24 protein-coding genes and 1 pseudogene are annotated in these 21,278 nt (G+C 60.2%); 8 read left to right on the top strand and 17 right to left on the bottom strand.

Annotation, left to right across the window (positions count from 1 at the left end):
• Positions 1-22 precede the first annotated feature (22 nt).
• Positions 23-859 carry a universal stress protein gene (locus tag ASD99_RS15030; RefSeq protein ID WP_056590657.1) on the top strand — a complete coding sequence of 279 codons (837 nt, stop codon included), beginning with the start codon at positions 23-25 and terminating at the stop codon, positions 857-859.
• Positions 860-887: 28 nt separating this feature from the next.
• Here the strand turns inward: ASD99_RS15030 and ASD99_RS32220 are convergent.
• From ASD99_RS32220 to ASD99_RS14995, 8 genes and pseudogenes are all read right to left on the bottom strand, one after another.
• A pseudogene (locus tag ASD99_RS32220) lies at positions 888-1,215 on the bottom strand (pyridoxamine 5'-phosphate oxidase family protein); the annotation flags it as partial.
• A 51-nt stretch (positions 1,216-1,266) separates the two neighbouring features.
• Complete coding sequence (locus tag ASD99_RS15025) at positions 1,267-2,463, bottom strand: efflux RND transporter periplasmic adaptor subunit (RefSeq protein ID WP_057144098.1); 1,197 nt, start codon at positions 2,461-2,463, stop codon at positions 1,267-1,269.
• Positions 2,464-2,467: 4 nt separating this feature from the next.
• The gene (locus tag ASD99_RS15020) at positions 2,468-4,837 is read right to left on the bottom strand and encodes an ABC transporter permease (protein ID WP_082583283.1); all 2,370 of its coding nucleotides are present in this window, start codon (positions 4,835-4,837) and stop codon (positions 2,468-2,470) included.
• Between the two features lie 4 nt (positions 4,838-4,841).
• A complete protein-coding gene (locus ASD99_RS15015; protein WP_056590595.1) occupies positions 4,842-5,549 on the bottom strand; it encodes an ABC transporter ATP-binding protein in 708 nt (235 codons plus the stop codon).
• 115 nt (positions 5,550-5,664) lie between these two features.
• Entirely contained in the window at positions 5,665-6,360 is a 696-nt protein-coding gene (locus ASD99_RS15010; RefSeq protein ID WP_056590598.1) for a phosphoribosyltransferase, read from the bottom strand.
• A 3-nt stretch (positions 6,361-6,363) separates the two neighbouring features.
• Positions 6,364-6,789 carry a DUF2267 domain-containing protein gene (locus ASD99_RS15005; protein WP_057144096.1) on the bottom strand — a complete coding sequence of 142 codons (426 nt, stop codon included), beginning with the start codon at positions 6,787-6,789 and terminating at the stop codon, positions 6,364-6,366.
• A 183-nt stretch (positions 6,790-6,972) separates the two neighbouring features.
• A complete protein-coding gene (locus ASD99_RS15000) occupies positions 6,973-7,662 on the bottom strand; it encodes a hypothetical protein (RefSeq protein WP_056590603.1) in 690 nt (229 codons plus the stop codon).
• 64 nt (positions 7,663-7,726) lie between these two features.
• A complete protein-coding gene (locus tag ASD99_RS14995; protein WP_056590606.1) occupies positions 7,727-8,281 on the bottom strand; it encodes a Spy/CpxP family protein refolding chaperone in 555 nt (184 codons plus the stop codon).
• Between the two features lie 353 nt (positions 8,282-8,634).
• Here ASD99_RS14995 and ASD99_RS33320 point away from each other — a divergent pair, with 353 nt between their 5' ends.
• Entirely contained in the window at positions 8,635-8,805 is a 171-nt protein-coding gene (locus ASD99_RS33320) for a hypothetical protein (protein ID WP_156388987.1), read from the top strand.
• A gap of 698 nt (positions 8,806-9,503) precedes the next feature.
• Positions 9,504-9,704, top strand: a complete 201-nt coding sequence (locus ASD99_RS14990) for a hypothetical protein (protein ID WP_156388986.1) — start codon at positions 9,504-9,506, stop codon at positions 9,702-9,704.
• Between the two features lie 131 nt (positions 9,705-9,835).
• On the opposite strand, the gene ASD99_RS14985 is transcribed toward ASD99_RS14990, so the two are convergent.
• The 3 genes from ASD99_RS14985 to ASD99_RS14975 form a co-directional block, all read right to left on the bottom strand.
• Positions 9,836-10,375, bottom strand: coding sequence for an Hsp20/alpha crystallin family protein (locus ASD99_RS14985; RefSeq protein ID WP_056590611.1), 540 nt, complete (start codon positions 10,373-10,375; stop codon positions 9,836-9,838).
• A gap of 359 nt (positions 10,376-10,734) precedes the next feature.
• A complete protein-coding gene (locus tag ASD99_RS14980; RefSeq protein ID WP_164482291.1) occupies positions 10,735-11,175 on the bottom strand; it encodes a DUF3775 domain-containing protein in 441 nt (146 codons plus the stop codon).
• Positions 11,175-11,996 carry a DNA-binding protein gene (locus ASD99_RS14975; protein ID WP_244497751.1) on the bottom strand — a complete coding sequence of 274 codons (822 nt, stop codon included), beginning with the start codon at positions 11,994-11,996 and terminating at the stop codon, positions 11,175-11,177. Before ASD99_RS14975 ends, ASD99_RS14980 begins: the two co-directional genes overlap by 1 nt.
• Before the next feature lie 205 nt (positions 11,997-12,201).
• On the opposite strand from ASD99_RS14975, the gene ASD99_RS14970 reads away from it, so the two are divergent.
• Positions 12,202-13,182, top strand: coding sequence for a ribose-phosphate diphosphokinase (locus tag ASD99_RS14970; RefSeq protein WP_057144095.1), 981 nt, complete (start codon positions 12,202-12,204; stop codon positions 13,180-13,182).
• Here the strand turns inward: ASD99_RS14970 and ASD99_RS14965 are convergent.
• Positions 13,127-14,080, bottom strand: a complete 954-nt coding sequence (locus ASD99_RS14965) for a hypothetical protein (protein ID WP_156388985.1) — start codon at positions 14,078-14,080, stop codon at positions 13,127-13,129. The genes ASD99_RS14970 and ASD99_RS14965 overlap by 56 nt on opposite strands.
• 214 nt (positions 14,081-14,294) lie before the next feature.
• Here ASD99_RS14965 and ftsH point away from each other — a divergent pair, with 214 nt between their 5' ends.
• From ftsH to ASD99_RS14945, 4 genes are all read left to right on the top strand, one after another.
• Positions 14,295-16,115 (top strand): ATP-dependent zinc metalloprotease FtsH, encoded by a 1,821-nt coding sequence (gene ftsH, locus ASD99_RS14960; RefSeq protein WP_056590622.1) that lies wholly within the window; start codon positions 14,295-14,297, stop codon positions 16,113-16,115.
• A gap of 52 nt (positions 16,116-16,167) precedes the next feature.
• On the top strand, positions 16,168-16,686 hold the full coding sequence (locus tag ASD99_RS14955) for a pyridoxamine 5'-phosphate oxidase family protein (protein ID WP_057144093.1): 519 nt from the start codon (positions 16,168-16,170) through the stop codon (positions 16,684-16,686).
• Positions 16,687-16,817: 131 nt separating this feature from the next.
• Complete coding sequence (locus ASD99_RS14950) at positions 16,818-17,465, top strand: BON domain-containing protein (protein WP_056590627.1); 648 nt, start codon at positions 16,818-16,820, stop codon at positions 17,463-17,465.
• Positions 17,466-17,595: 130 nt separating this feature from the next.
• A complete protein-coding gene (locus ASD99_RS14945) occupies positions 17,596-18,069 on the top strand; it encodes a host attachment family protein (RefSeq protein WP_320410769.1) in 474 nt (157 codons plus the stop codon).
• Between the two features lie 132 nt (positions 18,070-18,201).
• Here the strand turns inward: ASD99_RS14945 and ASD99_RS14940 are convergent, their stop codons facing one another.
• The 5 genes from ASD99_RS14940 to ASD99_RS14925 all read right to left on the bottom strand — a co-directional run bounded on the left by ASD99_RS14940 (position 18,202) and on the right by ASD99_RS14925 (position 21,134).
• A complete protein-coding gene (locus tag ASD99_RS14940) occupies positions 18,202-18,417 on the bottom strand; it encodes a hypothetical protein (protein ID WP_056590632.1) in 216 nt (71 codons plus the stop codon).
• Positions 18,418-18,504: 87 nt separating this feature from the next.
• On the bottom strand, positions 18,505-18,714 hold the full coding sequence (locus tag ASD99_RS32210; RefSeq protein ID WP_082583288.1) for a ChaB family protein: 210 nt from the start codon (positions 18,712-18,714) through the stop codon (positions 18,505-18,507).
• Between the two features lie 72 nt (positions 18,715-18,786).
• Positions 18,787-19,611: a universal stress protein gene (locus ASD99_RS14935; protein WP_056590638.1), complete on the bottom strand. Its 825-nt coding sequence runs from the start codon at positions 19,609-19,611 to the stop codon at positions 18,787-18,789.
• A 90-nt stretch (positions 19,612-19,701) separates the two neighbouring features.
• Positions 19,702-20,232 (bottom strand): flavin reductase family protein, encoded by a 531-nt coding sequence (locus ASD99_RS14930; RefSeq protein WP_057144131.1) that lies wholly within the window; start codon positions 20,230-20,232, stop codon positions 19,702-19,704.
• Between the two features lie 80 nt (positions 20,233-20,312).
• Positions 20,313-21,134, bottom strand: a complete 822-nt coding sequence (locus ASD99_RS14925) for a universal stress protein (RefSeq protein WP_056590641.1) — start codon at positions 21,132-21,134, stop codon at positions 20,313-20,315.
• Positions 21,135-21,278: the final 144 nt, after the last annotated feature.

The following is a 21,278-nucleotide window of genomic DNA, read 5'->3' as shown; positions in this document are numbered from 1 at the left end:
CACAAGATCGGGAGCAGCCGCCATGGCTTTCAGGACGATACTTACGGTTACGGGACCGCATATGGGCGACGACGATCTCAAACTCGCCGCTGAGCTTTGCGACGAAATCGGTGCCCATCTTGCTGTTCTTAACGTTGTCATCGCCGCGCCGCCGCCAGTCGGAGAGTATGCGGCAATCGTTTCAGAAGACTGGCTGAAGGAGCGGCAGGCCGATGAGAAGCTCTTGAAGAAGCGAGCCACTGCCGTGTCGGCTTTTCTCGCCAACAGGGCGCTTTCGGCCGATGTCTCCAGCGAATATCCGGAGGTTGGCTGGGCTGACGAAACAATTGGTCGCCGCGCACGCTACGCCGACATCACGGTGATCGGGCCGGAATTGCTCGCTGGCGAGACGCTGAAGGGCAAAGTGATCGAGGGCGCCTTGTTTTCTTCCGGGAAGCCGCTGCTGATCGTTCCCCCGGGGACGCGGCCGACACTGAAGCCGAAGCGGGTACTGGTCGCGTGGGATGCTCGTCTTGAGTCATCGCGCGCCGTCCGTGAATCACTCGATATGTTAACAGGCGCCGACGAAGTGCGTCTCGTCATGGTCGATCCGGTGGAGGACGATTACCACCACGGTCAGGAACCCGGAGCTGATGCCGCAGCCTACCTCGCCCGGCATGGCATGAAGGTAACAGTCGACCGTCTGCCGAGTGCGAACCATTCCGTCGCTGATGTTCTTCGCCAGCACGCGGTCGACAGCAGCGCCGAGTTGATGGTCATGGGCGCTTACGGTCATTCCCGGTTGCGCGAGCGGATTTTCGGCGGCGTCACCAAGTCGATGCTTGAGGATCAATCGCTGCCTGTCTTGATGGCGCGATGAAGCACGGCCAGTGTGCCGCGACCGATGTTTAGATAGTACGCTCTTTCGCTTCGCGACCCGACACGTGCTCGATCGAAATCCGAAAGAATACAGGTGTCGAGTGGTCCGCAAGCGGAGGTGTCCATGGGTTTAAGGGCTCCAGGTTCCCACCAGTCGACGTGCCTGCTTAAGATTGACCAGGCATGCTCCCGTTCCGGCATGTGGCCGATCCGGTCCAGCAATTCCTCGTATCGACCATCAACCACGACGCTTTTCCATTCTCGCCCTTCGCCGCGCGTATCGACCAGGACGGACACCAAGGGGTTTGCCCGCATCCGTTCGACCTTCTTGCCAGGCATCGAGACGGCATTGAGATTTCGGGTTCTTGCGTTGATACTCATCAATCGAAATGCCAATCCGTGGCGAATTCAGTTGCGTGGCTCCACCAGGCCGCCATCGACAAGGGCGTCGGACGGGTGGATGACAACTCCGGCGCCGGGCTTCAGGCCTGTCAGCACTTCCGCGGCATCGTCATTCATGTGACCGATCTGCACTTCCGTCTGCCTGGCGCGGCCACCATCGGCAGCAAAGACGTTCCACCGGTCGCCGTTCCTGAACAGCGCCCCGATCGGCACCTGGACGCATTCGGCGCACTCCCAGACGGTCATTTCGACGAAGACCCGATAGCCGTGGCCGAGTCGGACGTCCGTATCTTCCAGATCCAGGACGACGGTAACCCTCTGCTCCTCGATGCCGAGCGCGGAAACCTTCGTGAACGCCGCAGGATCGACGCGTCTCACCGTCGCGCGCAATGTATGATCGCCGCCCCAGTCGCTGATCTCACCTTTTGTCCCAGAGGCGATGCGTACCGCGTCACTCGACAGCAGGTCGACAACGATCTCCAAATCGTGGACGTTGCCTATCTCGGCGATCTTGGCGCCAGCCGCCACCGCCTGTTCGCTCCTTGCCATGACGGCAAGAACGGTTCCGTCGATGGGAGCCAGAAGATTGACGCAGCAGCTTTCACCGGTCGGGTCCGCCGGATCGGGCTGCAGCAGGCGGGCCTCGGCGTTCGCAAGTTCCGCATTTCTGAGCCCTATGACTGCTTTCGCAGCATCGACTGCGGTTTTCCGCAGGTCGACTTCGTTGGTAAGCCTCTGCAAGGCGCTCTCCGAGACAAAACCGGATCCGAACAATTTGATTGTCCGAGCCAATTCGTTCTCCGCCAGCTTCAATGCTGATTGCGCACGCTGCAAATCGATCTCGGCAACACCGACACCGGCGCGCGCCCCGTCGCGGCTAGCAAGCAGTTCGGCCTCCGTGCGCCGGTCGATCAGTGGCGGGTCGAGCGGATGGATGGCAGCAACAACCGTATTGTTTGCTTTCACCACGTCGCCTTCGTTCACCACCGTGCGCGTCAGATGACCGGCGATCGGCGCCGATACCGCATAGACATCGCGCACGCGCGTCACACCTTCCTCGCGGATCGTCACTCGCATCGGTGCCGCGGTCACCTCGGCCACATCCACCAGCGCCGGCTGCTCGCGCAGAGCCCAGCCGAAGCCCGCAACCACCGCAACGGCAAGGAGTGCAAGTCCAACGCGTTTGATCCAGATAGACTTCATCGGGCTAATCCCTTGTCTTGAGGACGCGCACCAGGTCCAGGCTGTCGATACGTCGCCGAACGATCAGCGCCGAAATCGTGGCCACGGCGAGCACGACCAGGCTGGCAAGCGCGAAGGTGGACCGATTGACCACGAACGGAATGCGGAAGAGGTCGCTTTCGAAGCCCCTGACGACCGACCACGAGAAGAGATAGCCGAGGATCCAGCCTAGCGGCTGCGCTAGAGCGACGATGGTAGTCAGTTCGATGAGCAGGACACTCGACACCTCGCTCCTGGTGAAGCCGAGCACGCGCAGGCCGGCGAGTTCGCGGGCGCGCTCGGAAAGCTGGATACGGGCCGAGTTGTAGACGACGCCGAAGGCGATGATGACGGCAAGCGCCGTGTAGACGCTGGTCATGATCGTGATGTTCTCTCCAATCGTCTCGCGGAAGCGCTGGCGCGATACGCCCTGCAGCGCGATTGAGGCGACAGCGGGCATCTGTTTGATGGCGGTGTAGAGATCGCCGAGGCGTGCCGGATCGATCGATACCCTTACCCCGGAAATCCGTGGTCCGCCGCCGACCAGCCGGTCCAGCGCCTCGGCGCGCATGTAGACGGCGAGCCCGACATAGCTCTGGACGATGCTGGTCACGGGAACGCGGACCATTTGATGCGCCTTTTCAATCAGTTCGACCTCGGCCAGATCACCGATACGCAGATGGAGCAGCGAGGCGACCCTTTCGGACAGCATGAGGCCGGCCGACGGCGGGTCGATTGGATCGAGATCGAGATCGAGATCGAGAACCCGGGCGAGGTCCGCGCGTTGCGGAACACTCGAGATCACCAGCCGGCGCTCACGATAGCCATGGTGCAGGATCACAGCCGTTGCTCGGAACGGCTCGGCGCGCAACACGCCCGGCATGGCCGCGACCGACTGCAGGGCGCGCGGTGGTTGCTCGACGCCGAAGGACAAGGTCGCATCCTGTCGCTCGGCGCGGAAGAAGACTGTGTCGACCATGAACGCTATGGAATCGAAGGAGAACAGTGCCGTGACCAGGAGAGCGACGGCAAGCGAGGTCCCCAATGTCGTCAGCAACGAGCGAACGGGCCAGCGCACCAGATGCCTGAACGCCATGATGGTTAATTGGGAGAAAGCCGACAGAAGACGGCCGTCGCCCGTGAGGAAGGCCCGATATCGGGCCGGCGCCGGCGGTTGCATGGCGACCGCCGGCGGAAGCGTCACGACGCTCCAGATCGCCCGCGCCGCGCCCAACAGCGCTGCCAGCGCGCTTGTGGCGGCGGCGATGGCGTAGAGGTCGAGACTTTGCTGGAAGATCAGGAAGGGAAAGGAAAAGAATCGCGCATAGAGGGTGGTGAGGCCGTGTCCCAGCCAGTTGCCGGCACCGGCGCCAATGGAGATGCCGATCAACGCAATCACCAGGGTCAGCTTCGCATAGTGCCAGCCGATTGCTCCCGATCCATACCCGACGGCCTTCATCAGCCCGATTTGTTCCCGTTCCAGCACGATCAACCGTGACAGGATCATGTTGACGAGGAAGGCCGACACAAACAGGAACACCGGTGGAATGACGGCGGCCATGGCGCGAAGCTGGATCAGCTCATTGTCAAGGAAAGCGTGGGATATCTGGTCGGCACGCCCATGCGCACCGGTTCCGCCGAATGGCTTGAGGATACGGTCGACCGCGTCCTCGATCGCCTGGATGTCGGCACTGCGCTGGGTGCGTATGGCGACATCGTTGAATGCGCCATCCATGTCGAAGATGCCGGCAAGCACGGCTCGCGGCATGAAGAAGACGCCGAAGCGCCGCGGGTCTGGCACCATGTCGCCAGGGCCAAGCGCATAGATATATTCGGGCGTGAGCACGATGCCGGTGACGCTGAGTGTTCGCTTGCGACCGTTCAGAATGGCGTGGAATGTGCTGCCGGGCGCCATGCGATGTGCGGTCGCGAAACGTTCAGTCACCGCTACCTCGCCGGGACGTCCGGATTCAGGCAGCCGGCCGATGCGCAGGTACAGTCTGTTGACGGCCGGTTCGCCGCGGTCAGGGATCGAGACGGCGATCGCGGTGGCCGGTTCGGCCATTCCAGGCATGTCCAGCAAGACCGGCTTGACGATGCGCAGTTCGAGCCCGCTACCCCCCGCGATCGATGTGATGCGCTCGCGAAGGTGCAGCGGCGCGCGCGTCAGCCCGGAGAAGACGGTGGCAAACCGGTAGCGATCATAGAATGCCGTGCGGGTTTGCTCCAGCGAGCGATAGGCGCCGACGGCGATGACGATCGTCGCGACGCCGCAGGCCATGACGAGCGAGATGGCAAGGACCTGCGCCCACATCCGCAGGATATCGCGCAGAAGCTTACGATCAAGGACCGACACGGCGCTACCAGCTAACTTCGGCGGGCCGTGCCCGTTGGTCGTTGACGGCGACATCGGCAATGCGACCGTCCTTGAAGGTGAAGACGCGATGGGCGATCTGCCGGATGCCGGCATTGTGCGTGATGATCGCCATGGTCGTCTTCATCTCCTCGTTGATCCGCGACAGCGCTTCGAGGACCAGAACGCCAGTCTTCGAATCAAGGGCGCCGGTCGGCTCGTCGCACAGCATGACTTCCGGGCGTTTGGCGATTGCACGGGCAATCGCCACCCTTTGCTGCTCGCCGCCGGAGAGCTGGGCGGGGAAATGCGCCATGCGATCCTTGAGGCCTACCATCTCCAGCGCCTCATCGGGCTTCATCGGATTGGACGAGATCTCGGTGACCAGGGCGACGTTTTCCCACGCGGTGAGGCTCGGGATCAGATTGTAGAACTGGAACACAAAGCCGACATGGTCGCGCCGGAAGCGGGTGAACTGCCTCTCGGAGAAAGTGGTCAGGTCCTGGTCGCGAAAGCGCACCTCACCCGCGGTCGCCCGGTCAAGCCCGCCCATGATGTTGAGCAGTGTCGACTTTCCACTGCCTGACGGTCCAAGCAGGACAGCGATCTCTCCCTCATAGAGGTCGAGATCGACACCGCGCAGGGCGAACACCTCGACTTCGCCGGCGCGGTAGACCTTGGTCACCCCATGGGCAGAAAAAATCGGAGAATGCATGCTTCGCGGACCCTGTGTTCCGCCGACAGTCGCGGCATTCACGGCAAGGCACCTTGATGTTCATCAAACCCTGCCGCCAATCGCCTGGCGGACGGAGAACGGAATTTGAAGTGACTCAAGCCACCCGGGGCGTGGTCGTCCGGCGCGGAACTGTTCGCTGAGCCGTGCGACCTTCTTGTCTGGTCTCGGCGAGAGCTTCCGTCACCTCGTCATCGGTAATCTGGGGGAAGCTGTGGTAGTGGTAACCTAGGGCATGGAAACGTGCCGGCTGGCTGAGACACACGACCCGATCCGCTTCCTGGGCGAGCTCGGCCAGTGTTTCGGGCGGCGCGACAGGGATCGCCACGACGATCTCGCGGGGCGAGCGTCGCTTGAGGGCGCGGATCGCAACCTTCATGGTCGTCCCAGTCGCGACACCGTCATCGACGATGATTGCCGTCTTGCCGGTGATCGACAGAGGTGGGCGCTCGCCACGATAGACGAGCCGGCGCCGTTCCAGTTCCGGGCGCTCCTTGGCGATCAAGACGCGAAGCCCGTCATCGTCGAGCGTGTAGGCCTCGACGATCTCGCGGTTCAGCACAATGTCCGGGGGGTTGCCATCCACGATCGCCGCGACAGCCAGTTCAGGATTTCCCGGCGCGCCAACTTTGCGCACGATAATCAGATCAAGTGGCGCCTTCAGGGCTTTGGCCACTTCCACGGCGACAGGGACACCACCTCGCGGCAGGGCGAGAACGACCGGCTGATGTAAGCCGAGCTTCTCCAACTCAACGCCAAGTTTTTGTCCGGCCTCCTGTCGATCACGGAACATGGGTCAATCCATCGGCCAGAGCTGACGGAGCGATTTCTTCATCGAGTTCCGAACCTGGACGATTTCACCATGCGATATATGACGGTCGAGGACCTTGAAAACAGCCTTGATCGCCTGATCGATATCGACGTCAAGTTCATATCCGAAGTGTTTCCTGACACAAATTACGAAGTCGCTCTTTTTCCTCTCCCAGGTAGGCGTGTCCGGTTTCCAGCCTTCGAAATAGATGCCCCTGATGAGTGTAGGCAACTGAGCTGAAAGATCGGCCATCTCCTCTGGCGTCAGCCAGTCTCGCACCGCGTGCAGGACGGATTTCATGAATCGGTAGGCATTTTGTTCGTTCCAGCCCAGATCCTGGGTCAACTCGTTCAGCCATTCCTGGGCCTGCTCGGCGGCATGAGTGAATCCCGTGGCTGACGTGTGGGTCATGCGATCGCTCCTTCTATTTGTCCTGCCATTCTGGCGTATAGGGCGATGTTCGCATTGAGCCGGATCAAATCATCGTGGCGTGACCATGTCCGGCGAACGAGCAGGGCGGGCGGGTGGGAAATGAACAACAGTCTCTCAAAAATTGGATCGTCTGTCTTGAATGATAGGAACATGTTCCTACTTCTAGGGTGCCCATGTCCTCCCCTGACGTGGGTGAGCGATGGGTTGTCCTCCCTGATCCATCGTGATGCTGAGCCCGCTGCCAACTCCCTCCGGCAGCGGGCTTCCTTTTGTCGATGCATCCAATTGAATCCGGTGGGACTCGATGGCGAGGTGATCCATACAGTGCGTGAAATTGCTGGTTACGGGTTCCCCTGGAGCGGATGCAATCTTGTAGGTTCGCATTTCGGCGTTTGAATCTGGGCGCGCAAAACGCAATTCATAAGTTCCGAAAATCACCGCGTTAATGAAAGTAGTAGCGAGAAGCGGATCTTGTGTCGTCGCCATGACTGTACCGTCGTCATAGATTTCGTAATCCAAATGGCCGAGCGAGTTGAATGTGCGGGAGCTGAATGCAGCGCCTGAAATCCGCGCTATTTGATATTTGTCGGCTGTCGTGATGTCGGCTGCAGCCATGAGAAAGCCGGCCAGAACCGTCCCGTCGAATTTGTTGTAACCGGCAAGCGCGATGAACTTGACGACTTCCCGCGATGGCGGGTTGCTGACGTCGAGGACGATCTCGCACACCTTGGCCTCTTCGCTCTCGTCAGTCCAATTGCTGTAGACGACCCCCGTCGGAAAGATCGTGGAGCCGGCGGCTTGGTTGATGCCGAGCAGAGCTAGCCCGATCACAAGGCGAAGTGCGACGAACATACGTCAGTTCCTCCGCGATTATCCAACTCCTTCAGCGCATTACGCGAGCAGGTCGCAATGGAGGCTATCTGAACATCATTCCAGGACCGAAGCCCGAGCGCCCCATGCCCATACCCATCATAGGCAGGACAATCTCGTCGGCGGCTTGCTTCTGCTCATCGCTCAGCTTTGCGTATAGTTTTTCGACTGCTGCCCTGACAGTCTTTACCTGTTCCAGACGCGCTTCGAGATGGGTCTGTTGGTAGGCCAGTCGCTCGGGCAAGGGCTTCTTCAGGAACTCGCCGTCCTGGAATTCCTTGAGCATGCCCTGCATCAAGGCGTTATGAGACTCGGCCGTGCTACGGATGACGCCAGCAAGTTCATCCCAGGAGGGCGTCTGCTCGCCAGTGATCTTCAGCTCCGTCTTGAGGAAGGCGAGGCGTCCGTCGATCCGATCGAGCATCTCGTCTGAATCATAGCCACCCATCGGGCCGCCCATGCCCCATTGGCCCATCATCATCCGGCCCATGCCCCAACGAGGCCACCAACCGGAATCATTGTCCTCAGCCCCGGCCATAACAGGCATCGCGACAACGCCCAGCATCAGCCCCGCAGCGAAAATATTGCGCAAATTGAACATCGATCGTCTCCTTCAGAGCGAGTTCCGAATATTAAAGAAATCACACTCTGGCGTTGGCGGCCTTGACCTGCATCAACGAGCGCCAGGGGATCTTCGGGGCGGTATCGCGTAGGTGCGGATTGTTCGGGGAGCACTCGTAGGGAGTGGTTCCAAAGCTGCCGGGGTCCCACGCCAGCTGCAGCATGCCTTGGCGGAACTGACTATGCCGGGGGGATCAGACGCAGGCGATTTGGAAAAGATCGAACTGCGGCTACCCGATGCGCCACTGAATTTTGTCGCGATACCTGCAAATCTGACTGTGCTATATTGGTATGCAGGTAAACAGGGAAGCCGCTGCGGCTGCTATGTGAAGAGTGGATAAGCGGATTGCTCTCCTGAATATTGAGCATTTTCAACAGCGTTTGGCTGAGGAGAAGGATGAAGTCAAGCCGAACACCCTGCTTGATCTGCTCGCAAAAGAAGAGGAAAAGCTCAGAAAAGCCGAGGGGGCTGACAAGGGAAAAAGCGGGCACAACAACAGATAGAGAATGCGGCAATGCCGCTAAACATCCTTGCTGGCAGGTTCCCAGATTCTCCAATGGGTGGGTGAGATATCAACCCGTTCCTTCGTGGCCGATTTGATCCAGCCTGTCAGTACACGCCTGCAGGGAAAGACGAGCGCGTGAGGGCCGTCCCTGTCGATGACGGCCAATTCCAGATCCCGATCGAAAGGGGCGGACGATATTGGTTGCCACATAGAATCATTTTTGGACGGAATGCCCAAGGCTTCCTTGACGCAGGTCAAATTCGACGGCCGGGCATCTTGCATGCCGGGTAGGGGAATAGGCTTCCAACGGCGATCAGCAGTTGAGTCTACCGCTGTTGGGCCGCCACGTTCCGCAGGGTCTGCCATTTCATCATCTCGCTGCTGCGCAGGCCCGGCTTGTCGATTGTGCCTTCTGCTTGGGGGTGGAGACGCACGAGAAGACAGTCTTGATGGTGAAGTTGATATCACCAAGATCGATACGACAATCTGCCTGTGCTTGTGAGATCAATGGCGCAATATCTGAAATTGCGAAATCCGGTTTGGTCCTTATGGGATTCCACCTAGACTGCTGCAGCAGACCTGCGATGGCTGTCGGCATCGCTGCCATAGCAGTAAGCACAGGACGGGCGGTCGAAAGGTCTGCGGAAGTATCTGTGGGTGATGTTCTGCGATCAGCTCCAGCTCCCCGGATATCCCTTGTCGGCTAGCTCCAAAGCCATCGCAATCATCGCCCATTTTCAGGGTTTGCTCGCACGCGAGATCAATCCGCAACAGCGGCGCGTCATCGAAGGCTTGCTGGTGTTGGAACGGACGAAGCTTGAGATAGCCGAAAGCCAAGCACGCGATCAGTCCTGCGGACCTGATAGCCCAGGCAATATTGCCGAACCATCGCGTTGATATGGCAGCGCGGCACCCCCCGAGAGTGGGAACGTGTTCCGTTGCGCCACGGGCGCGGTCGCCAAATTGCCTTCTCGTAAGAGCCTCAGCGCGCTGAACAGGCGCGCTGAGGCGATCATCAGTCACGGCTATTACGCAGCCTTGACGGTGATCTTCTTCTCGGCCTTCTGGGCTTCGGCCGTCTTGGGCAACTTGACCGTCAGTACGCCCTTGGCGAAGGTCGCCTCGATCTTGTCGGCGTCTACGCCTTCAGGCAGTTGGAAGGAACGCTGGAAGGAGCCGTAGCGGCGCTCGGACAGGTAGTAGTCTTTTTCCTTCTCCTCTTTTTCCTCGGTCTTTTCGCCCTTGATGGTCAGTGTGCGGTTGGCGAGTTTGATCTCGACGTTCTTTTCGTCGATGCCGGGCAGTTCGGCCGTGATCTCGTACTCCTTGTCCTTGTCGACGAGATCCATGGCCGGCGCGACCGACCAGCCCGCATTGCGCAGGGACGGCAGTTCATGGCCGAACAGGGAGCGTGTCGAAGGCAGGCGAAAGTCGAACGGGTGAAAGTCGTCGAATAGCCGGTCGATTTCGCGGCGCAGGCTTTCGAACGGGGTGGTCCAGTTGCCGACTGGCGCCGGCGCAGTGCTCTTCTCTGTCTTGACAGGTAGTTTGGTGGCAGCTTCAGCCATGGTTCTTCTCCTTGAAGGTGAGTTGATGGGCAGGTACCGCCGCCTCCACCCTTCCACCTTAGGTCTCCCAAGAGGCGCTAGAGCTGGAGGTCAGCGGACCCGCTTGCCAGGTGTCGTCACCGAACTGGTCCATTGCTTCGCGAATCCGCGGTTTTGCCGCAGGTCATCGCGCCCGCGTCGCCAAATCTAGCTCAGCCTGACAAGAACAGCATCAAAGCCCCTGCAAAGGGGCGGCTCATTGATCGGGATCAATGGCGCAGAAAATGTCTTCCGCTTGGAGCCCCGATGGCGATGCATCAAGGGATCGTGCGCGGCGACATCGAACGCCGTCCGTCAGCAAGCTTAGCGCGTTGTGATGACTAAAAGTGCTCGCGTTCATATTCGACACAGGAGTAGCCGAGTGTCGAAAGACCATCGGCTAGATGGTCTGCAAGCAGCGGCGTCCCACAGAGATAGTCGGAAGTATGCTCGTTGTGCGCGTCAGTTGCCTGCTGGCGGACACTTTGCCACTCGTCGGCGGATTGGTCGTCGCGACCCAGCCACATCAGGGCCACCAGGTCGATTTGTGCGTCGACGGAAAGATCGGAAATCAGCGACTGCAATTCTTCGAGAACCGGGTCGTCGTCATGATCCTCCAGGATCGAGGCGGAATGATCGTCGGACGGATTGGAGGCGGGGCTGGGTTCGGTGACCGGATCCTTGGCATCGAACTCGCGCGCCTTCATGATGATGAAGCATACTGTTTCGAGCGGAACTTCGAGTTCCGTTTCGCCCTCGCCAGTCCTGTCCGCTTTTTCCATCATACCGGTTCCTTCAGTTGCTGTTCGTCTTCCCGTCCCCGGACGACGCGCATGCCTGCGCTCGGCCCCGTTGTTTCGGTGACGACAGTGCATCGTCCCTCCGGTTGGCCGTCGGCCTGGAAATAGATCACGACCCAGTCGCTTGTTTTTGCCAGTTCGTGCGCCAGCCTGGTGTTCGAGAAGAACGCGGTGAAATGCCAGTTGTCATGTCGCGCATGCAGCACCGGCAGCCAGGTCTCGCCATTCGGATTGAAGCGCTTCGGCGCAATTTTGCGCAGCACTCCGGCTGCCGCCTTTTCGCGATACATGCGATCGACAGCGAGCAGCATCGACACTGGCGGCAAGGGTTGGGGTTGATGGCTCGTTCTCAGCCGAGCTCTGCCGAGTCGCTCGGCGAGGGCTGCCCCCAGCATCTCCTTGCGCCTGTGACCGATGCCCTTGATATGAAGCGCACCGCTATGGAGCGCATTCTCGAGGTCTTCGAGGGTCTCGAGCTGCCCGTCCTCAGCGAGGCGGTGCGCGTATCGCGGTCCGATTCCGGGGATCGACCGAAACAGCACCTCCGGCTCCATCTCGCCGCGCAGCCGTTCCAGTTGGGACCAGCGCCCGGTTGCAACCATCTCGGCAATCGCCCCAGCTATGCCTGTTCCGATGGCCGGAAGGGCGACGAGGCCGTCGCGCCCCTCCTTTGCCAAGATTTCGCCTACGGGCCGTTCCAGCCTGGACACGACATCCGCCGCCCTTCTGTAGGCCCGTGCGCGGAAACCGTCGGCACCCTGGCTGTCGAGGAGATCGGCAAAATCGCGGAATTTTGCTGCCATCCCGATGTTTTCGAGGAGTGGTTTCGTCGCCAATGTCGTCATTGGCTTGACGCCTGGGTTTGGCGGCGTGGTTTGGAGCGGCTCCAGCATGGCTTTCCCCAGCGCAGGCGTTGAAGATTATCGATTGGTTTTCCTACGCCGTCCGACAGTCCGCATCCTTGACGCGCATCAATCCATCAGTGCTCGAAACCGGATAGAAGAAAACATGCGTTTCTTCGCACTCAAAGGCTCAGAACAACTCGGCGCGGCCGCGGCGCGGGCGCTTTCGATCGAACTCGATCCGCATGAAGAGAGAGATTTCGAGGACGGCGAGCATAAGGCGCGCCCATTGGTCAGCGTGCGCGGCAGGGATGTCTATGTGCTGCACAGCCTTGGCGGAAGTAGCGGCGTGTCCGCCAACGACAAGCTATGCAAGCTTCTATTTTTCCTGGCGACTTGTAAGGAGAACGGCGCCGCGCGAGTAACAGCGATCGTTCCTTATCTCGCCTATGCGCGCAAGGACCGGCAGACCAAGGCACATGACCCGGTCACGACGCGCTATGTCGCGCAACTCTTCGAGGCTATGGGTACCAATCGGATTGTGACGCTCGACGTCCACAATTTCGCGGCTTTCCAGAACGCCTTCCGGTGCGAGAGCATCCATCTCGATACCCGGAAGCTGTTTTCCCCGCTGATAGCCAAATTGGCCGGCGATCTGCCGATCACCATTTTCTCACCCGACAGCGGCGGCGTAAAGCGCGCGCAATTGCTCAAGGAGACGCTGGAGGCGGAAGCCCGGACGCAAATCGGCTTCGGCTTCATGGAAAAGCGCCGCAGCCGAAACGTGGTTTCCGGCGAACTGTTTGCAGGCGATGTCGCCGACAATGCCGTTTTCATTGTCGATGACCTGATCAGCACGGGTGGCACCTTGTTGCGTGCAGCACTTGCCTGTCGTGAACGTGGCGCCCGGACCGTTCATGCGATCGCCACGCATGGATTGTTTGGCAAGGGTGCCAGCATGCTGTTCGGCAGCCAGGCGATAGACCGCATCATCGTCACTGACAGCGTGGACTCGGCGGCAGTCGCCAAAGCCCGTTACCCGCAAGCGCCCCTGGACATTCTGCCGATCGGTCGCCTGATCGGCAAGGCGATCAGGCGTCTCCACACACAGGGGTCGATTTCCGACCTGATCGGGATCGACGACTGAAAATCTCGCGCTCCGCCTGCCTGATGTAGCGGATCGCCTGCGGGCGCCATTTTTCCGGATGACGAATAGGTGTCTCGAGGAGATGCGCGACCCCGAGACGGGCCTTCAGCAATGCCCGGAAACCGCCATAGAGCGCCAGCAACTCGGCATCTGGGCGGTCCGGCAGCCGGCACATCAGCGCCTTGACCAGCAGCGGCCGGATCCATGGCGCGCCCAGCATCTCGCATTCCAGGCCGAGATAGTTGATCTCGTCATAGGGATCGATGATGCGCATCGACCGGTTGAACTCGAGGCAGTCGATGATCTGGAGCGGCTGGCAAAGGCAGACGTGTTCGGGGCGCAGGTCGCCATGCCCTTCGACGATCGCGCCGCGAAGGATGCGCGCTTCTATCCGCGGCCTCAATTGCTGCAGCAGGCCGTCCACAATGTCCAAGGCGCCGGACACGATATCCGCCAACGCGAATTCGGGTCGCAGCAGGATGGCGCGGTTGATGCGCTGCTCTCCTGTCAGGTGGCGCAGATAGGCGACGCCGTCGTCAATTTCAGCCTGGCGTTGCGCATAAAAGGCCGCCAGCGTTTTGGCGACGTCGTCGATCTCCGCCTCCGTCAGGCGACCGCAAGCGATGCGCTTGTCCAGCATGTCGCCTGGCGGCAGGCGCTTCATTTCGACCAGCCAGTCGACCACACGCCCGCTACCGTCGAGGGAGAAGCAGCCCGATGCGTCACGACGAAGAGGGAAAATCCGCCGATAGGTTTCGGCGGCAAGGCGAGCGTTCAGCCGCAATTCCTCGCCGCAGTAGAAGTGCCGCTTCCCGATAGTGCTGAAGTCGAGGAACGCATGCCTGACGGGCTTCTTGAGCTTGTAGACCAGTTCATCCGTGAGGAAGACCCAGGACATATGCGTCTCGCGGACATCCACATGTGTCGTTCCGCTCCCGTATGCCGCCGGATCGCTGAGAAAGCGCACCTTCGCCGCCAAGTCTGCAATTTGCCGGTGGCCCATCATCGCCGGTACAATGATGGCCAGCAGCGATCCGCACTTTGATGCGTGTCAAGGACGCGCCCGCTGGTCGTGACATTTTGCCGATGAGTACAATTTCCGGCTGGATGTCATGGACCGCAAACACACCTTCAACATAGGCTACGTCATCGTTGCTGTCCTGATCATTGGACTGTTTCAGGTCTGGTTCGCTTATCGCGACACTGCCCAGCTCTCCTACAGTGACGTGATCCGTCTAACCGAAGAGGGCAAGGTGGCGTCCGTCACGCTGACCGAGACCATGATCGAGGGCTCGTTCAAGGAGCCGCAGGATGGCAAGACGGCGTTTCTTGCCAATCGCGTCGACCCTGCGGCAGTTGCGGTTTTCGAGAAGGCCGGCGTCAAGATCACTGGGGCGTCCGACAGCAACTGGCTGACGACAATTCTTTCCTGGATATTGCCCGCGCTGATCTTCGTCGGCCTCTGGACGTTCTTTTTCCGCGGGTTCGCCGACAGGCAAGGCATGGGCGGCCTGATTAATATCGGCAAGTCGAAGGCTAAGGTCTATCTGGAGCGCAAGACAGGTGTGACTTTCGGAGACGTGGCGGGCGTCGACGAAGCCAAGGCCGAACTGCAGGAAATCGTTTCCTTCCTCAAGGACAAGGACAAGTACGGTCGCCTCGGCGCGCGTATCCCCAAAGGCATCCTGCTGGTCGGGCCGCCTGGAACCGGCAAGACATTGATGGCGCGCGCCGTCGCCGGTGAAGCAGGGGTGCCCTTCTTTTCCATCTCAGGCTCGGAATTCGTCGAGATGTTCGTCGGTGTGGGTGCGGCCCGTGTGCGTGACCTGTTCGAGCAGGCCCGGCAGGCCGCGCCTTGCATCATCTTCATCGATGAACTCGATGCACTCGGCCGCGCCCGCAGCCCGTTCGCAGGCTACGGCGGCGGTGATGAAAAAGAGCAGACATTGAACCAGCTGCTCTCGGAACTCGACGGTTTCGATCCACGTGTTGGTATCGTGCTGCTTGCCGCCACCAATCGGCCCGAAATCCTGGACCCGGCTCTGCTGCGCGCTGGGCGCTTCGACCGGCAGGTCGTTCTGGACCGGCCCGACCGCAAGGGCAGGGAGGCCATCGTCAAGGTCCACATCAAGAACGTCTCGACCGCGCCTGGCGTCGGCACGGATGAGATCGCCGCGATAACGCCCGGTTTCACCGGCGCTGATCTTGCCAATCTCGTCAACGAGGCGGCCATCATCGCCACGCGGCGTGGCGCCGACAAGGTGACGATGGATGACTTCACCAATGCGGTCGAACGCATCGTCGCAGGCTCGGAACGCAAAAGCCGATTGCTGAAACCCCAGGAGCGTGAGCGTGTCGCCTTTCACGAAATGGGGCATGCCTTGGTCGCGGTCGCGACGCAAAGCGCCGATCCGGTGCACAAGGTATCCATCATCCCGCGCTCGATCGGTGCTCTCGGTTTCACCATGCAGCGCCCGACGGAGGACCGGTTCCTGATCACCGTCAGTGAGCTGAAGGACCGAATGGTCGTCCTGATGGGCGGCCGCGCGGCCGAGGAAATCATATTCGGCGAAGTCTCAACCGGGGCGGCCGACGACCTCGCCAAGGTCACCGATGTTGCCCGTCAATGTGTCACCCGCTTCGGAATGGATCCGACGGTGGGTCAGGCCGTTCTCGAAGAGCAGCGCCTGCAATGGCTGGGTGACGGCCCTGGCATGCCAAACAAGAAAGACTATTCGGAGGCCACGGCGCGGGAAGTCGACTTGGCGGTGCGCGGCATGATCGAGGAGGCCTTTGCCAGTGCCAAGGACGTGCTCCGGGCGAGGGTCACCGACCTGCGCGCCGGCGCCAAGTTGTTGCTCGAGAAAGAGACGTTGACGCCTGACGACTTCGCGCCGTTGCAGCGAACCGCCGAGCTGGTCTCGGCGGCGTGAAGGCGACGCGGGCGGAGATGCTGGCCCCCTTTGAACAAACGAGGAGAGTGTCATGAAACACAAGCTTCAGCAGAAGATGATCGACATCCTGGCCCGTTGCATGGACATGGCGATTGCAACGACCCGCTCCGATGGCTCGCCACAGGCGACGGTGGTCTCGTTCGTCCATGACGGTCTGCTGCTCTATTTCGGCTGCGGAGCCGTCTCGCAAAAGGCGATGAATATTTCTCGCGACCCGCGCGTTTCGGTCGCCATGACCGCACCCTATGAGAACTGGCTGGAGATCAATGGGTTATCGATGGCGGCGACCGCGAGGGAGGTCGTCTTGCCTTCCGAACTCACAGAAATCGGACGCATGATGGTCCAGCGCTTCCCGCAGATTTCGGCTATCCAGCCTAGTGAAGCCGCACCCGTGAAGCTGTTCAGGGTACGGCCCACGATCATCTCTGTGCTCGACTATTCCCTGGGTTTTGGTCACACCGACCTCGTCAAGATCGGGGCCGATGACATCGCCGAAACCTTGGACAGCATGCGACACCATTGGCTTGTAGGCACTTCCGCGACCTCATGATGTTCGCGCCAATCGTCCAACCAGCTGACTCTCTGACCCGGGCATTGAGCCGGATCAATGACCAGAGGCGCAAAGGATGTTTTTTTTGCCGCTGCGGGCGAGAAGTCCGCTCAACAAACAGGAGACAGACCATGACGGATATAACGTTGCGTCAGAACATTCTCGATGAGTTGGAATTCGAGCCGAGCATCGACGCTGCCCACATCGGCGTCGCCGTGGAAGACGGCATCGTCACCCTGACCGGCCATGTCTCTTCCTATTGGGAAAAGACCACCGCCGAAAATGTGGTCAAGCGGGTCAAGGGCGTGAAGGGCATCGCCGAGGAAATCGAAGTCCGGCTGATTGGACAGAAGGGAACCGCGGACGACGAGATCGCCAAGCGTGCGGTCGATGCGGTCACCTGGAACGTCTCCATCCCGAGGGACAAGGTGCAGGTCAAGGTACAGGATGGATGGATCACGCTGACGGGGAAACTCGAATGGCAGTACCAGAAGAATGCTGCGGCCGAGGCCGTGCGCGGCCTGGCAGGCGTTGTCGGCGTTGCCAACCAGATCGAAATCACCCCACGTGCCTCGGTGCCCGACGTCAAGAAGCGCATCGAGGATGCGCTGAAACGTGACGCGGAAACCGAAGCACAGGCGATCCGGGTCCACGTCTCGGACGGAAGGGTAACGCTCGAGGGCAAGGTCAAGGCCTGGTCCGAGCGTCAGGCGGCGGAACGTGCCGCATGGTCGTCACCGGGCGTCCGGATGGTGGAAGATCGGATTTCCATAATCTGATGGGGCCGACAAGCTCGGCGCGGCGGCTTCCGTGAGTTGCCGCCGCGCCAATGCAGCGCGCAGTGTGAATTCGGTCAAGAGAAGTACGCTCGGAGGAAGAGGGCGCTCTCTTCTAGTCCACGAGGCGACGATGATCGTTGCCAATGATGGCGAGGGAGTGCGTTGGACCTCGATCAAACCATGTCAAAGGAGAAACGAAATGATTCTGGCTAATGGCACTATCGTCGCGGTCACCGACGGCGCGAAGCTGCGTCTCTTCCGCAACAAGAGCCCCGAACCCCGGATCGATCTGGTAGAATTGCCCGAACCGGTGCTGCACTCGGCTAACACGGGCTCGGGCGGACGGCATCACAGTTCCACGGCCAATCCCGACGACTCCCGCCTGCGGGAGGACGATTTTGCCGCCGCCGTGGCTGCCTATCTCAATCGCGAAGCGCTGACCGAAGCGTTCACGCATGTGGTGGTGATCGCCGATCCGCGCACGCTGGGCGAGCTGCGCAAGCACTTCCAGGCTTCGCTGAAAGCAAAGTTGGTGGGCGAGCTGACCAAGGATCTCGCGAAACACCCCGTCGAAGCCATCGAGAACACATTGGCGGCGGCTTGAGCCCCGCCCGGACTATGGACCAGGCTTCGCTGATCTTGACGGACAGGCTGCCACAGCCAGAGACCGCATGCCACGACCTTGATCGGCATCCGTCAAGGGCACGGCCGGATCACCGACTCGCGGAAGCTGCTGCTAGAGGAGAGAGAAGTTCGAGCCGAGAAAGACGAGAACCTGACCGGTGATCAGGGGAATTTTCAATATGGGACCATTCTCGCCGCTATCCTGGATCGGCGATCCCGCGACGTAAGGATGCACCTTCAGGATGTTTTTCCAGATCGTTGGAAAATCCGCTCCCTTGTTCTTTTCAGCGTTGCACGCAGTGAGAAGCCTCGCGACGATGTCCGTCATTGAACCCGCATTAATAAAGTGCCTGATTTCAAATCATATGAACGAACACGGCTGGGATGGTTTTGATTTCGATCAAATTGCCAGGGCTCAAATGGGTACCCAGACTCTGCCTTGCTTTCGATAGAGGCGCTTCACGGCAGCCCAAGCGACACGGTGGGCTGTTTCTTCACGCCTTTCGCCTTGGTCGGCATATTCGTCCCAGGCGCTGTTGAAGGCAGCGCGAAAGATCTCCTGGGCATGCAGGGGCAAATGCGCCCTGACGGACGGTGGAAGGTCTTTCTCGGTCGCATATGGTATAGCTATCCCTCCTGGCATGCCAAGCCGAGGCCCATAGCCGGGAACACGCCATGGGTCGCGGGTGGCGGACGATCAGCTTGACATGAAGCGGCAGATCCGGACGTCATCTAGCAGCGAGCGGGTAACGCCGCCGAATACCCATTCCCTGATCCGACTGTGCCCGTAGGCGCCCGATACAATAAGGTCGGCGTTGGCGGAGCTCAGGAAGTCTATCAGCCTGTTGCTCTCGTCATCGGCTTTCAGGACTTCGGTGCGAGCCGTGATGCCATGCGTGGCCAGGAAGGTCGCAACATCCTCGATGCCGGCACTGATCCTGTCGTCGGGCTCGGAAGCGACCATGACCACGATTACCTCGTTTGCCATTGCCATCAGCGGCACGGCGTCAGCCACCGCGCGCCTCGCTTCGCGCGTATCCTTCCAGGCGACGACGATCCTGCCTGTCGGCGCATGCTCCGCGCCGCCTGACGCGATCAGCAGCGGCCTGCCGGCGCGCAGCACGAGGCTGCCGGGATCGACGGTCCGATAGGAATCGCCGGTGGAAGCCCCTTCAGAGGCGCCAGTGATGATAAGGTCGGCGATCCTTGCTGTCGTGACCAAGGCGTGGTCGGGGTTGTCGAGCGTATTGCGCCATTCCGTCGCCACCGAACCAGCAACCAGACTATCGAACTCGGCGTGGAGGTCCTTGAACCGTTTTTGGATGTCATCCTTCAATTGCTGCCAGACCTCCGCGGCTATCGCGGCACCTTCAGGTGCCATCGTGACCGGCAGGGGTGCATCAGCTGCGCAGAAGCCAATCAGCCGAGCCTCGCAACGCTTGGCAAGATCGATGGCGATCCTGGTGATGGGCCCGATCGGACCGTCTATGTCCACATTCAGCAGGATGGATTTGTAGCTCATCGGTGGCGCTCTTCTTTTGTATTGATTCGATGAACTGAGACTAGACCACGCAAGGCATAGCGTTCCTTGACGCCGATCAAGCGGCCGACTTCAAGGCATGCTTGACTCGAAATGGATGATCTCGCCGTCCACCACGAAGGCTCCCATTCCAACATGGTGGATGGTTTTGGGCTTTGGCTGCCCCGGATCAACCCACGCCTTCACAACCTCCAGAACGAAGAGATTGTATTTGTTGACCAAGCGGGTATCGACGACGCGGCATTCCAGATTGGCAAAGCATTCAGCGACCAAGGGTGCCACGACATGCTCGGCAGGCAGCGGCGTGAGCCAGGTCGTCGCGAACTTGTCTCTGTCTCGACCTGAGCAGTTGCCTATCTCCACGACTTTTTCTGCCAGCCCTACGGCCGGAATCGCGATCACGCACTCCTTCGTGTCGCGCAACGCGGCAAACGAGAAGTCGCCGTTCGATACGACACAGGCAATTGTCGGCGGCGTGAACTCCACCATCATGTGCCACGACATGGTCATGACATTGGCCCGACCTCTGGCACGGGTTGTCAGCAAAACGACCGGACCAGGCTCTATCAGCCGATAGACCTCGGCAAGCGGCAGTTCCTTCATCTTCATACCTCCGTCGCATCCCTATATTGCCTCGCGGAAGGCGGCCGCCACTCAGGCGACGCCTACATTCGGCGATATCGTCAGTTCGAGAACAGCCGATTGACTGAGCCTGTCTTGAGCAGGGAGCGGGTCATGCCTCCGAAGGCCCATTCACGGACCCGGCTATGACCGTAGCCGCCAGCGACCACAAGTTCAGCACCCAGAACACGGGCGAGTTCGGTGATGGTTTCGCAAACGTCCCCATGACCGGCGCCTAGAACCTCCGATCTCGCCTTGACGCCATGCCTCATCAGGAACCGGACAACGTCGCTGACACTTTCGCGCGCATCCCTCTGGTTCTGTTCCTCGATCGTCGCCACGAGCACATCTTGTGCGTCAGTAAGAAAGGGCAGTGCGTCGATGACTGCGCGCCGAGCCTCGCGAGTATCCTTCCACGCCACCAGAACTTTCTTGGGGTCGGGCGGAGTAAGTTGGTCGGCCCCAATTAGCACGGGCCGTCCAGCCGACAGCACTAACGTCCCTATATCGACTGCCCGGTGGTGATCACCGGCAACTCCCGAGGCCGGCGTTCCGGTCACGATCAGGTCTGCTGCGCGGGCATGCATCGCGAGCAGACGTGTTGGATCGCCGATCTCCTCGCGCCAGGAGGCGTCGTCTCCGACAAGGCTCAGGAATTCTTCCTTCAGGCTCTTCAGGCGATCCTCGATCTCGGTCCGGCGTTGACGCATGATTTCCGCCGCCGCCATGCCGCCATCGTCGCCCGGAACAAACACATATGAATCGGCGGCGGCAAAACCGATCAGCGTAGCTTCGAAGCGCCGCGCCAACTCCAGCGCATAGGTCGTTCGCGGCGCTGCCGGAGAATCGACATCGAGTTGAACCATGATGGTGTTGAAGATCATTTTCGTGCCTCCGATGAGATTTATTGCAGGATCACCGGAGGTCCGATCTCGCGCCTTGATGCGCATCAAAGCAAATCCGTCAGGGCACATCGTCATCGCCGGCTGGCGAGACGCCGGACGCTGTAGCCAAGAGAGAACAATCGA

This window comes from Mesorhizobium sp. Root695 (assembly GCF_001428185.1).
Taxonomy (GTDB): Bacteria; Pseudomonadota; Alphaproteobacteria; order Rhizobiales; family Rhizobiaceae; genus Mesorhizobium.
This window is presented reverse-complemented; position numbering and strand designations above follow the sequence as displayed.